Genomic DNA, 13108 nt, shown 5'->3' on the forward strand with positions numbered 1-13108 from the left:
GGACTCCGGTCAGTTTTTGCGCTGTACGGTTGAGATGGGAATAATGCTACGGCCATACATCGCCAGAACAAAGCCTATCGGGAACATCAGCACCCCGTAGACCGCAGCCGGAATCGACATGGCGCTGGACTCCAGTAGCGTCAGGGTAACCATCAGGGCAATGGTACCGTTTTTTACACCCAGCTCCACAGCCACAGCCAGCGATTCCCGCTGGGTCAGACCCGCCACACGGCCCGCCGCAAGGCCCAGACCGATACCGGCCACATTCAATAGAATAGTCGCCGGCCCCGCCTGTTTCAGAAGCTCCCAGATCTGGTCACGCACCCCGTAAACCAGGGCCACAATCAGCACCGCCAGCACGATACCACCGAAGACACTGACAATGCTTTCGGCCTTGCGGGCAACGTCCGGCTTGCGGGTACGAACCACCATTCCGATGGCAACCGGGAACAACACGATGCCGATCAGCATACCCACGGTTTTCCAGACCGGCAGCACAATGTTTTCTTCCGTGCCCATGTAGTGCTGGAGGGCAAGATTGGTGAAAAGAGGCAGGGTCAGGATGGTGATCAGACTGGCGCTGACGGTCAGCACAATGGATAGCGCAATGTTGCCCCGCGAAAGCAGCACAAACAGATTCGAGGTGGTTCCCCCGGGGCAGGCCGCGATAATCACCAGGCCGACGGCGATGGCCGGCGGAACCGCAAGCATGGTTGCCAGCATGAAAGCGACAAGCGGCATGACAAGTATCTGGGCGACAGTGCCGACAATCATCCCTTTCGGATAAACCGCCACCTGGCGGAAATCACGGACCGTCAGGGTCATGCCGATACCAATCATGATAATGAACAGAGCAATCGGCAGTCCTGCCGAGATGAGCGGGCTGGATTCCACAACGCCTCCGGATGTTTTTGTTTTTACTGCAACCAACCGATGAAAAGTAGCACAGACTGGTCTGATTCGGGAGCATTCAACGGCAACGGCTTGTAACGGTAAAACGCTGCAAAACCGGGGAACTTTATGACCACAAGCATCGTGTACCAGAGCCGTTGCAAGTATACTTGCATCAGACAATTAAAATACCTGGACACTCGTGGAGACACACAAGGAATGAAACGCCTGGGAACCCTGGATGCCTCTTGGCTGGCCGTAGAATCTGAAGACACACCCATGCACGTGGGCAACCTGCAGATCTTTTCGCTACCGGAGGGCGCCCCTGAAACCTTTCTTCGGGACATGGTGACTCGAATGAAAGAAACCGGTGACGTAGCGCCTCCCTGGGGTTACAAGCTGGCATGGTCCGGACTGTTGGGCCGGGTTCTGGCGCCGGCATGGAAAGTGGACAAAAACATCGACCTCGACTATCACGTTCGTCACTCGGCGCTGCCCCGCCCTGGTGGTGAACGGGAACTGGGTATCCTGGTGTCGCGCCTGCATTCCAACCCCCTCGATTTTGCCCGCCCGCTCTGGGAATGCCACGTTATTGAAGGACTGGAAAATAACCGGTTTGCGCTTTACACCAAGATGCATCATTCCATGATTGATGGCATCAGCGGTGTTCGCCTGATGCAGCGAGTGCTGACCACAGACCCCGATAAAAGGGATATGCCGCCCCCCTGGTCGGTACGTCCGGAGCGTCGTCGAGGCAGCAAAACCGATTCAGAAGCCAGCGTTCCGGCAGCATTCTCACAGGCCATGGACGCCTTGAAACTCCAGGCGGATATGGCGCCACGCCTCTGGCAGGCGGGCAACCGGCTGGTGCATTCAGTCCGTCATCCCGAAGACGGCCTCACGGCGCCATTCACCGGGCCTGTGTCCAAGATCAATCACCGGGTCACCGGCCAGCGCCGATTCGCCACACAGCATTACCAGCTGGACCGGATCAAGGAGCTGGCCCATGTTTCCGGCGCCTCCCTGAACGATATCGTCCTGTATCTGTGCGGCACCGCCCTCCGCCGTTTTCTGCTGGAACAGGACGAGCTGCCGGACACGCCCCTCACCGCTGGCATCCCGGTCAACATCCGGCCATCTGATGACCAGGGCGTGGGCACTCAGATCAGCTTCATGATCGCTTCCCTGGCAACCGACGAGGCGGATCCGCTGACCCGCCTGCAGAACATCAAGTCCTCCACCCGCAGGGCGAAAGAGCATCTCCAGAAGTTGCCTAAAAGCGCTCTGACCCAGTACACCATGCTGTTGATGTCGCCCTACATCCTGCAACTGATGTCCGGCCTGGGCGGAAGGATGCGCCCGGTATTCAATGTCACGATTTCCAATGTGCCGGGGCCCCAGAGAACGCTCTACTATGAAGGTGCGAAGCTGGAAGCCATGTACCCGGTGTCCCTGATCGCCCACGGCGGTGCGCTGAACATTACCTGCCTGAGCTATGACGGATCACTGAACTTCGGCTACACGGGCTGCCGGGACACACTGCCAAGCATGCAGAGACTGGCGGTTTACACCGGTGAAGCACTGGACGAACTGGAAAGCCTGATTTTACCGCCAAAGGCCAAACCGAAAGCTGCGCCCAAGCCCAGGGCGCCACGCAAACCATCGACGAGAAAGAGTAAAGCGAACTGATACAGCAGACGATCAGCTCGCGCTTTGCCAGTGGGCAGCGCCCACGAAGATCAGCTGAAGGAAGCGGGTGGTTCGCTTCCGGATCTGCTCAATCTGGTAGTCGTCGTCTGCTGAAACGCCGAGCAGATCGGTCAGACTGAAGGCAACGCTTCGCACCACCAGGTCACAGGTCATGTCCAGGTCCTGGTCGGTGAGGTGGTCCACCAGCCGTAGCCTGCGCAGATCGTTGGCAAGCTCGCTGGCAAAGAAGCGCATCTCACTGCGGATACCCTCCTGCACTGCCCGGCTCTCACCCGCGAGACCCTGGGCCATAAAGAGGAAAAAACTGCGGTTAGCCTGCGCGTGGCTGATGAAGATGGCCACCGATTCTTCAATCAGCTTGTCCGCCTGCAACACGTTCGCCCGGGCCTCCCGCATCATCCTGCGCAGCACCAGCCCCAGCTCATCCACGAGCTGAAGCCCCAGATCGTCCATATTGCGGAAATGCCGGTAAAACGAGGTTGGCACCACGCCTGCCTGACGGGTCACTTCCCGGATACCAAGACTGGCGAAATGCCGCCCCTTACCAACCAGCGTTAACGCCGCACTCATCAGTTTCTCGCGGGTTTCACCGGGCTTTCTTCGTTGTTTTTCCGCCATCCTGTATCCATGCCGCCTGCCGTTAGCCGATGGTTCACAAGTGTACACACCCGAGAAAATAAAAGTACAGAATGCTTGTCATTTTGAGCCATTACTAATCGGGCCGTTGTAGCCAGAGAAATCCGTGTGTACAGTCGTACACATTAGTGAACACTTGTACACACGGATAACCGAAAGCCTCAGGGAGGCACCCAGAATGTTAGCGAGACACACCCAGCACAAAGCCCTGCAATGGCTTGGCAGGCAGCTGTTCAACCGGAATGACCCGGAAGCTTTTTTCGACCCCCTGCTCGAACGCATTAACCCGATGTGGGTACAAGAGTACACACCGGCCCGGGTCGAACAGATCATTTCAGAAACCCGGGACACCAAAACCCTGGTCCTGAAACCGGCCGGGCGCTGGTCAGGCTTCAGGGCCGGCCAGCATGTGAACATTTGTGTCGAGGTTGATGGCATCCGTCGCAACAGAACATTCAGCCTCTCGAGCTCTCCGCTGCTCTGGCAGGAACAGGGTCTGGTCACCCTGACCATCAAACGTCTTCCGGGTGGCCTGGTCACTAACTGGATCCACGACGACCTGCAAAGCGGTGCGGTAATCGGCATGGGCGAGGCCTTCGGCGACTTCCTGATACCAGAAACCTCCCAACCGGTACTGTTTATCGCCGGCGGCAGCGGAATTACCCCGGTGCTGAGCCAGCTCGAAACCATGGCAGCCAGCGATTACCGGGCACCGGTGACCTTGCTGTATTTCGTCAGAACCAGTGATGACGTTATTGCCCGGGAAAAGCTGCTGGCCCTGGAGGCACGCTACGGCGCCTTGACGCTTAATATCATTGCCACCAACGAGTCAAAAGAACCTCGCTATCTGCGTGACCAGGATCTGGACACGGTACCGGGCATCAAGGCACGGCAGGTCTATCTATGCGGCCCAAAGGGCCTTATGGATCTGGCCCAGGATCTTCTCTACAAACGAGGCTTTGCTGATGCGGATATCCACAGCACTTTCTTCTCCGCTCCAAGTGCCGATTTGGGCAACGAAACACTCGGTGGCCAGGTTCAGTTCGAGAGCAGCCAGTTGGAGGTTGGCTCCGAGGGTGATGCCACCTTACTGGAGATCGCCGAGGCCGCCGGCCTGACTCCCCGCTACGGCTGTCGCATGGGCATTTGTCATCAGTGCAGCTGCCGGAAAACCTCGGGGACCGTCGTTAATCGCCTGACCGGCCAGGCCTCCAGCCCCGGCGAGGAGAACGTCCAGCTCTGCATCTCGGTGCCTCGGGGACCGGTTTCACTCGACCTTTAAGAATTCACACCCGATTTCATCGCGGCGCCTCAGTGCACCGCAGGGAGTATCACCATGAAAAAGATGACCGAAGCTCAACTCTCGGAACTGGAAGCAGACCTCAACGCAATCCGGGATGAAGTCCTTGCGGATCTTGGCGAACGGGATGCGCAGTACATTCGTCGAATGGTGCGCCTGCACCGTAGCCTGGAGGCAGGCGGCCGGATCATGATGCCATTCGGTTTCATACCTCCGGTATTCGTTGCCGCTACCGCCACCCTGGGCATTGCCAAGATCCTGGAGAACATGGAAATAGGCCACAATGTCATGCATGGCCAGTACGACTGGATGAACGACCCAAGCCTGCATTCCCAGACCTACGAATGGGACACCGTCTGCACGGGCGATTCCTGGCGCCGCACCCATAACTATGAACACCACACCTACACCAACATCATCGGCAAGGACCGGGATTATGGTTACGCCGTGTTGCGGCTCACCGATGACGAGCCCTGGAAACCCTGGCACGCTCTGCAGTTCATCAATTATGTACTGCTCAGTGTGTTCTTCCAGTGGGGCGTAGGCCTGCACGAACTGGAAACCGAGAAACTCCGGAGCCGGGAAATCAGCTGGCGCGAAAAGCTGCCCTTCCTGAAAGAGTTTGCGCGAAAAGGGGGCCGGCAGGCGTTCAAGGATTACGTCTTTTTTCCGCTGATCACCTTTCCGGTAGCCCCCATTGTCCTGGCGGGGAATGTGGGTGCGAACCTGATCCGCAACCTCTGGTCATCTACCGTGATTTTCTGTGGCCACTTTACCCAGGATGCGGAAACCTTCACAGAGGAGGAGTGTGAGGGAGAGAGCAAGGGCCACTGGTACCTACGCCAACTCACCGGATCATCAAACTTCACCGGAGGACGCTGGCTGCACGTTCTGAGCGGGCACCTGAGCTACCAGGTGGAACACCATGTGTTTCCGGACCTCCCCGCCCATCGGTACCCGGAAATTTCCGGAAAAGTGCAGGCGGTTTGCCGCAAACACGGCATTCACTACAACACCGGCAGTTTTGCAAAGCAATACAGCACGGTGATCAAGAGGATACTCCGGCATTCTCTGCCGGAGCGTCTCACCGGTACCGCGACTACGGCATAGCAGGCTCGAACCGCCCCAGCGGCCGCTCTCCCGGCGGCCGGACCGTCACCCGGTTCCGTCCCGACTGTTTGGAGGCATACAGGGCCTCATCCGCTGCCGCGATCAACTGGCACGGCTCCACCGGAATCCCGCCCGGCGCCGTCGCCACACCGATGCTGACAGTCACCGGGACCGGTTGCTCCTCCCATTCAAAACAGAGCTCACCCTCCACCTTCGTACGGAGCTTTTCAGCCAGGGCCCGGGAGCCCGCGGCATCGGTGTAGGGCAGAATAATCGCAAACTCCTCTCCCCCATAGCGGGCGACAATATCGGTCTCCCGCCTGACGACCGTCATCAGGACATCTGCCAGCCGACGCAGGCAGGCATCCCCGGCCTGATGCCCCAGGTTGTCATTGAGCAGCTTGAAATGATCAACATCAATCATGATCAGAGACAGGGCCCCCTGACGACGACTGCGGGCCGCTTCCTCTGCCAGCCGGGTATCGAAGTAGCGACGATTGAACACTCCGGTCAATCCGTCCGTTGAGCTCAGTGCCTCCAACTGCTGGTTAACGGATTCCAGTTCCGAGGTTCGCTCAGCAACCCTGGACTCCAGCTTCTCATTCATCTCCATCTGGATCCGCTGGGTTTCCATGGACATGTGCCTGAGGCGATCCGCCAGAGCGATGGACAACAGGATGACTTCAAAAGCTGAGCCAATCTGGATACCAAACTCGGTCACAAAATTGGCAGGGACAATGGCAAAGGTTTTGAGCGTATACAAAAGCATACCCGACAGCAGGGCTGTCCAGGCCACCATGAAATAGCGCGCCGGTCGGAACCTCCGGTAGAGACACAAGCCACCCGCCAGGATGACGAAACCCACCGAAACAGCGGCCATAAAGGTATTCAACCGGATGACAGGGCCATAGTCCGGCCAGAACAGGGCTCCTGCCCCGGCTACCACGAAAAAGGCCATCAGCCCCAGAAAAACCCGCTCAAGTCGGGGTGCATTTTCCCTGAGTGCGAGGAACGACCGGGAAAACCCGAGAACGCAGAACATGCCGGCAGCAATCAGAAAGGCGACAGCACGATTGTTCCACCACGGTGAATCCGGCCAAAGGTGCTCAAACGCCAGCCCATTCAGGGTGAACTGGAGCAGGCCGTAGGTCAGGATGTAGGACACGTACCACAGGTAGTTGGTGTCTCTGAAGGAAACGAATATCAGGAAGTTGAAGATCGCCATGGCCACGAGAAGCCCGTAATAGAGCCCCAGCAGAAACCTCTCCTGGTGGTCCGCCGCGCTGAAGTTGTCCGAATGCCATAGCAGCGTACGCATCTGCACAGCGCCGGACGTCCGGACCCGGAAGAACAGGTCGACGCTCTGCCCTGGCGGCAGCTTCAGCAGGAAGTTGATATTGTGATGATCCCTCGGGCGCTGCCAGAACGGAATCGAGTCGCCGGCTATCTGACGGCCAACCGTTCCATCCGCCCGAACGACGAAAAGTTCCATTTCGTCAATGATAGGGTACAAGCCCTCAATCACCCATCGATCATTGGGGCTGGACCGGTTGGTAACCCGGGTGTGAAACCAGTAGGTGGAGTCGGTGAAGCCGAAGTTATAGGCGTCGTCGGGTATCGTTGTGGACCCGATTTGCGGCCACCGATTGACAATCTGGGAAATATTGAGACTGGAGGATGGATCTTCGTAGTAAGTTAAATGCCGGGAAATATCCAGTCTGCCGCTGTCCTCGCTCAGTACAACGGGAAAACTGTCCGGTATTCCGGTTGCAGACGCCCCTGCCGAACACAGCGCCAGCAACACCAGCAAGGCAATATGAATCAAACCGGCCCCGACAACTGTTATTGTTGTTTATGAATCCAGGTCCATACTATCGGACCCCCGGGATGGCTGCCGTTATAAATGGATGTAATTCGTAAGTTTCTGTATCGGCTGCTCACGCGATCTGGAGCAGCCTGAGCAACTGGGGTCGATGCTGTTCCTGGATAACGTCGGCCAGGGTGTACTTGTCTAGCACCTCCAGAAAGGCCTTCAGCGCCTCACCAAACATCGATTTCAGGCCACACACCGGCGTTATCTTGCAGGCATTCTTGGAAGAAAAGCATTCCACAATACTCAGATCCTGCTCGGTTTCCCGCACCAGAATTCCGATATTGATGTCGGAGGGCGAGCGGTGGAGGCGCATACCCCCCTTCTTGCCACGGATGGTCTCGATGTAGCCCTTTTTGTTGAGCTGATGAACCACCTTCATCAGGTGGTTTTTGGAGATATCATAGCTGTCGGCGATTTCCTGAATGGTCGCCAGACGATCACCCTGCACTGCCAGATAAATCAGTACGCGAAGTGAGTAGTCCGTATAGCGGGTGATGTGCATCAAATACTCCAGTCGTTGTCACAATCGGTCAGTAAGAAGGTCGAGTCACCAGATAACAAGCCGTGCCGCACAAAAATACGCCAGGAATGCCCACCACTACGCCTGCGGCACCCAGAGCAAGTGAGATATACGCAAGAATTCGAAATCCGGTTTTCCCAAAACGATCGCCCATCACGGGCTTCTCAACAAGGTTCATAACTGCATCTATTCTACAGGGATAGACCACGGCGGTCTCTATCCATCAGGATCCTGGGAGGCTTACCTCCCGAGGGGTATCGGAATTGGTGATCCGATCTGCAATACTTGGTCTATACTCAGGTTAAAAAACAATCGGCAACAGGACCAACCCGATGTCCCAGAACAAGCTGACAGACCGTTTTGGTCGCACCGTCAATTATGTGCGTCTGTCCGTCACTGACCGGTGCGATTTCCGTTGCGTCTATTGTATGGCCGAGGAGATGACCTTCCTGCCTCGCCAGCAGGTTCTGACTCTTGAGGAAATTGCGCGGGTAGCCCGCAATTTTGTCGATCTGGGTACCGAGAAAATTCGTCTTACGGGCGGTGAACCGCTGGTACGCAAGGACATTCTGGAGCTGGTAAAGGAAATTGGCACCTACGGGCTGCGGGACTTTGCCATGACCACCAATGGCAGTCAGCTTACGACCATGGCCGAACCGCTGCGCAAGGCAGGCATGCATCGCTTGAACATCAGCCTGGATTCCCTGGACGCCGAGAAATTCCGCAACATTACCCGCACAGGCAAACTGAGCCAGGTACTGGATGGCATTGAAGCCGCCCGCGAGGCCGGCTTCCGGGGCATCAAGCTCAATACGGTCGTGATGAAGGGCCGAAATGATGAGGAAATTCCAGAGCTGATAGAGTTCGCCCGGCAGAAGCAGGTGGACATCACCTTTATTGAGGAAATGCCCCTGGGCGAGATTTCCGAGCACGACCGCGGCCTGGCCCTGTGCACCAGTGAAGAGGTTCGGGACATTATCCGCCGGCACCACGAGCTGATTCCCGCCACCGAGGACTCGGGAGGCCCTGCCCGTTACTACCGGATGGAGGACAGCAAGACCAAGGTTGGCTTCATCTCACCCCATTCCCACAACTTCTGCTCTACCTGCAATCGGGTGCGAGTGACCGTTGAAGGTCGGCTGCTTCTGTGCCTGGGTAACGAGCACTCGGTGGATCTGCGCCGGGTGTTGCGGGGCAATCCGGTGACGGACGACAAGCTGCGGGAAACCATTATGAATGCCATGGATCTGAAGCCGGAACGGCATCACTTTTCCAGCAATGGGGACGTACAGATTCTTCGGTTCATGAATATGACCGGCGGCTAAGCGGCCAGCACAAAAAAAGGGTCAGATGAAAGCTTTCATCTGACCCTTTTTCATTTCTAGTGGTCCATACCATGCATCGCCATGTCGGTATTCAGATGCTCCATGGTGATCTCGCTGTATGTCACAACCTCACCGCCATGCTCCGTCATAAACCCGTGGGCAGCGTTCTCGGTCGCGAACGAGGCAAGCGTCGGCCCCATGGCACCGGTTCGGTCGGAGCCAACCACGAAGAAGGCGTCACGGGCGTCAATCAGGGCCGTGTCGTCCGGATGCTCCCACTCGGCCTGGGCCATGTCGTGAACGTAGAGGGTGTGATCACGGTTTTCATTCTCTGGCTGGAGCATCCAGGCGAACATGTCCTTGGTGGAGCAGAACTTGCGGACGTGCTGATCCTTTTCGGTGATGGCTTCACCCTTGGGGCCCGGGAAGTTGGTAATCACCATACCGCAGACGTGGCATTCGTCACCGCTTTCGAAATGGACCGGGGCGGGTTTGGCAGCGGCTTGTTCTTCGTTGCCGGAGCAGGCTGTCAGTGTGACGGCTGCGACGGCGGCAAGGAGCCAGTTCAGTTTGGTTCGGTTCATCAGTGACAACTCCGTTCAGATTCGACGATTTCGGAAAAGCAACAGGGCCGCCGCCAGCGGGATGGCAAACCAGAGCACCAGGCCGGCCCATAAGCCGGCGGCGCCAATGGGCAGGTCAGAACCGAGGCTGAGGACACCGCTGAGCTGGGCGGTGCCGTCAAAGGCAACGATGTTGAGCAAGCGGTAGATGTCGGTCGGGTTGAGCATCAGCAGCCACGGGAGCAGCTCGGCGTTGAACTTACCCTCACTGGCAACGAGGGTGCCCAGCAGCATGAGGTCGAAGATCAGCACGAAGAAGAACCAGATGGCCAGGGCAAGACCGGCGGCAACGGGCTTTTCGCTGACTCTGACGCTGATTACGTAGGCAAGAGCGATGAAGCCCCAGCCCAACAGCACAGTGGAAGCAATAAACCGGAACATTGCGGTGGCCAGGCTGGTGATGGCGACGTCTTCCACCAGCAAGGCAATGGCGACTCCGGCAACCCCGAAGCCTATCAGGGTGGCCAGGGCCAGGGTCAGACCATGACCAAGGAACTTGCCCAACAGCAGTTGGCTGCGACTGAGCGGGTATGTCATCAGCAGCAGCAGGGTGCCGCCCTCTTCTTCCCCGACGATGGCATCGTAGGCCAGCAGAAGCGCGATCAGGGGAATCAGAAAGATGCCCAGACTGGCAAGGCTGGCAATGGTTGCAGGCGTGGAGGCATAGCCGACCTGGCCCGAGGCGGCGGCGCCGAACCAGGCAATCCCCAGGGCCAGGGTGGCAAAGACCAGGGAAATGGCCATCAGCCAGCGGTTCCGCAAGCTGTCGCTGAGTTCTTTCCGGGCAATGGTCCAGATACTGTTCATTGGCTGCCTCCCCTGTGGGCCAGGCCACCTGAGCCGATAAAGTGCACGTAGATATCTTCGAGGCTAGGCTGGTGAATGCTGAGGTCGGCCACTTCACCCGATGCCATGACTGCATTCAGCAAATCCATTTTCTCTCTCGGCTGCACATCCACCCGCAGGCGACCGTTCTCGGTCCTGGTCATCAAACTACTGCCGGTGACCACCCTGTCGATGACCCGCTCCAGCGCGGACATACTGTTGGCGGGATCCAGCGAGAGCGTCACCGGCATATTAGCCTGTCGCCTGAGGGCAGCCAGATCTCCAGCGGCCTTCAAGGCTCCCTCCGTCAGGATCGCCGCGCGATCGATATAAGGCTCGACACCCGGCAGGACATGGGAGCAGAGCACAATACCGGCGCCCTCGTCCCGCAACTCCCGGAGCAGGTGATAAAGGTCTGCCGTGGCCACCGGATCCAGTCCCACGGTCGGTTCATCCAGCATCAGGAGTTTCGGTTTGCCCAACAGCGCCTGGGCCAGACCCAGACGCTGGCGCATGCCTTTGGAGTAGGTCTTGGTCCGGGCGTCCATGGCATCGCCGAGGCCAACCTGACCCAGCAGGTTAGGCACCTGCTGCAGGGAGGCGCCCTTCAGCCGCGCGAAATGGCTGAGGATCTCCCGCCCGGTCAGTTGGGGATAAAACATCACATTCTCCGGCAGATAACCGATGTGCTGGCTCACCTGCGGATCACCGGCGTGGCTACCAAGTACGGACACCGTGCCCTGGGTTGGTTGCATCAACCCCAGGATCAGCTTGATAGAGGTAGTCTTACCGGCCCCGTTATGGCCGAACAGCCCCAGAATCTCACCCGGCTCCAAACGCAGGTCAATGCCTTGCAGCACCGGACTCTTGTCGTAGCGGTAACTCACATTCTCCAGACGAAAACAGCTCATCGGCTCTCCGATTGCAAATCAGGGGGAAGTCGCATCAACGGGTGGGAATCGGCCACACCGGCAGCCTTGACCACCGGAAAGGCATCCTGAACCCAGCGCAGCGTGTCCACCGCCGGGCTGAACATCAGAACCTTCGCCTCGGGATACTTCCACAGCAGCCGGTCGACATTGTCATTAGGCTCATAAGGCACATCCCCGACCCCGTCCTGGTTACGGTCCCACCCCAGGTAGTCACTCCAGTAGTTGCCCTCACCTTCCTTCGACCATTCCTGGGTTCGGGTCGCCACATACTTCACCTGGCGCTGGTTATTCACAAAGGCATTCCCAAACACGTCGTTCTCTTCGGAACCGGCCGTCAGGTGAATCCCGATATTACTGTCGGCAAAGTAGTTGCCCTCGAAGGTGTTATAGAGCGAGTTATAGATAAACACCGCCTTACCCTCGGCCCCGGAAATGGCGACTCCACCGGTCTTGCCTTGGGACACTCCGGTTACTACATTGCCCCGCAACTCTGACTGGGTAATGAAATTCATCAGAATCCCGTAGTTCTCGTCATTCACCGACCGGTTGTTGAACACTTTCAGCCGCTTGCTCTGCATCAGCGCATAACCCGTTCGCGTACTCCGGGTGACGTTGTTCTCCAGCAGGTTATTCATCGAATACATGTAATGAATGCCATAACGCAGATCCGACATCTCATTGCCCCGGATCGTGTTGTTATTCGCCGTCTCGATATAAATCGCATCCCGGGTCTGACGGATGTCATTCCCCTCAATCAGCGCCCCCGTGGTATTGAACAGATGAATCCCGTTGCCCCGATCCTGCGACCGGATTCTGGTGTCACCCTGGATGTGATTATTCCGGACCGTCACATCCGGCGTCGCATCCAGCCAGATCCCGAACGCCGGCCCCTGCAAACGGTTGTTCTCAACCACCGCATCCCGCGCCTCCCGGGCCACAAAAATCCCGGCATCCAGCCCGTTCAGGTCCTCACCCCAGTTGCGCACCGTACAACCGGAAAACGTCACCTGCTCGGCCACAATATCCACGGCATTGCCCTGCCCGCGAGGGTCAATCACCGTCTCAGCATGGCAGGACACAGTGACCCTGGGCACCCGGATAGCCAGAGACGAAATCTGCTCAGGGGGAAGCTCAAAGCTCGCACCCGGTTCCAGGGCATCAAGCTGTTGTTGCAGGTCCGCGTTCGCGGTCAGCGATAAAAGAGCGACTGACAGGGCCACCCCATAACGCAAAAGTGAATACATCAAAGAGTCTCTAAAAGGTAAAAACAGTTCCGGGGCCACCGCCCAAGGTACGGCAAGCCAAGAGGAGAACCCTGTCCAAAACTGTGCGGAGCCAAGGATGGCGGAGCCCAAGCGTCACA

12 protein-coding genes are annotated in these 13108 nt (G+C 57.7%); 4 read left to right on the forward strand and 8 right to left on the reverse strand.

All coding sequences use genetic code 11. The features are described 5' to 3' along the window. Positions 1 to 9: 9 nt before the first annotated feature. Positions 10 to 894, reverse strand: a complete 885-nt coding sequence (locus ACESMK_RS14760; RefSeq protein ID WP_373000304.1) for a bile acid:sodium symporter family protein — start codon at positions 892 to 894, stop codon at positions 10 to 12. 216 nt (positions 895 to 1110) lie between these two features. Between ACESMK_RS14760 and ACESMK_RS14765 the strand changes: the two genes are divergently transcribed. Next, complete coding sequence (locus ACESMK_RS14765) at positions 1111 to 2580, forward strand: WS/DGAT/MGAT family O-acyltransferase (RefSeq protein WP_373000307.1); 1470 nt, start codon at positions 1111 to 1113, stop codon at positions 2578 to 2580. A gap of 12 nt (positions 2581 to 2592) precedes the next feature. On the opposite strand, the gene ACESMK_RS14770 is transcribed toward ACESMK_RS14765, so the two are convergent. Next, positions 2593 to 3219 (reverse strand): TetR family transcriptional regulator, encoded by a 627-nt coding sequence (locus ACESMK_RS14770; protein ID WP_373000310.1) that lies wholly within the window; start codon positions 3217 to 3219, stop codon positions 2593 to 2595. 196 nt (positions 3220 to 3415) lie between these two features. Here ACESMK_RS14770 and ACESMK_RS14775 point away from each other — a divergent pair, with 196 nt between their 5' ends. Next, positions 3416 to 4519 (forward strand): ferredoxin reductase, encoded by a 1104-nt coding sequence (locus tag ACESMK_RS14775; RefSeq protein ID WP_373000313.1) that lies wholly within the window; start codon positions 3416 to 3418, stop codon positions 4517 to 4519. A gap of 54 nt (positions 4520 to 4573) precedes the next feature. Then, positions 4574 to 5647: a fatty acid desaturase family protein gene (locus ACESMK_RS14780; RefSeq protein WP_373000316.1), complete on the forward strand. Its 1074-nt coding sequence runs from the start codon at positions 4574 to 4576 to the stop codon at positions 5645 to 5647. Here the strand turns inward: ACESMK_RS14780 and ACESMK_RS14785 are convergent. Beyond that, a complete protein-coding gene (locus ACESMK_RS14785; RefSeq protein ID WP_373000319.1) occupies positions 5637 to 7472 on the reverse strand; it encodes a 7TM diverse intracellular signaling domain-containing protein in 1836 nt (611 codons plus the stop codon). The two genes, ACESMK_RS14780 and ACESMK_RS14785, sit on opposite strands and share 11 nt — an antisense overlap. Positions 7473 to 7584: 112 nt before the next feature. After that, positions 7585 to 8022, reverse strand: coding sequence for an RrF2 family transcriptional regulator (locus ACESMK_RS14790; RefSeq protein WP_373000322.1), 438 nt, complete (start codon positions 8020 to 8022; stop codon positions 7585 to 7587). 350 nt (positions 8023 to 8372) lie between these two features. On the opposite strand from ACESMK_RS14790, the gene moaA reads away from it, so the two are divergent. Continuing rightward, entirely contained in the window at positions 8373 to 9365 is a 993-nt protein-coding gene (moaA, locus tag ACESMK_RS14795) for a GTP 3',8-cyclase MoaA (protein ID WP_373000325.1), read from the forward strand. A gap of 56 nt (positions 9366 to 9421) precedes the next feature. Here the strand turns inward: moaA and ACESMK_RS14800 are convergent, their stop codons facing one another. The 4 genes from ACESMK_RS14800 to ACESMK_RS14815 are packed head-to-tail and all read right to left on the reverse strand — an operon-like array spanning position 9422 to position 12989. Next, on the reverse strand, positions 9422 to 9949 hold the full coding sequence (locus tag ACESMK_RS14800) for a nitrous oxide reductase accessory protein NosL (protein WP_373000328.1): 528 nt from the start codon (positions 9947 to 9949) through the stop codon (positions 9422 to 9424). A gap of 15 nt (positions 9950 to 9964) precedes the next feature. Beyond that, complete coding sequence (locus ACESMK_RS14805) at positions 9965 to 10795, reverse strand: ABC transporter permease (RefSeq protein ID WP_373000331.1); 831 nt, start codon at positions 10793 to 10795, stop codon at positions 9965 to 9967. After that, positions 10792 to 11724, reverse strand: coding sequence for an ATP-binding cassette domain-containing protein (locus ACESMK_RS14810; RefSeq protein WP_373000334.1), 933 nt, complete (start codon positions 11722 to 11724; stop codon positions 10792 to 10794). The genes ACESMK_RS14805 and ACESMK_RS14810 overlap by 4 nt, the downstream gene beginning before the upstream one ends. Continuing rightward, positions 11721 to 12989 carry a nitrous oxide reductase family maturation protein NosD gene (locus ACESMK_RS14815; protein ID WP_373000337.1) on the reverse strand — a complete coding sequence of 423 codons (1269 nt, stop codon included), beginning with the start codon at positions 12987 to 12989 and terminating at the stop codon, positions 11721 to 11723. The genes ACESMK_RS14810 and ACESMK_RS14815 overlap by 4 nt, the downstream gene beginning before the upstream one ends. Positions 12990 to 13108 lie beyond the last annotated feature (119 nt).

It is taken from the genome of Marinobacter sp. (assembly GCF_041687235.1).
In the GTDB taxonomy this organism is placed as follows: domain Bacteria; phylum Pseudomonadota; class Gammaproteobacteria; order Pseudomonadales; family Oleiphilaceae; genus Marinobacter.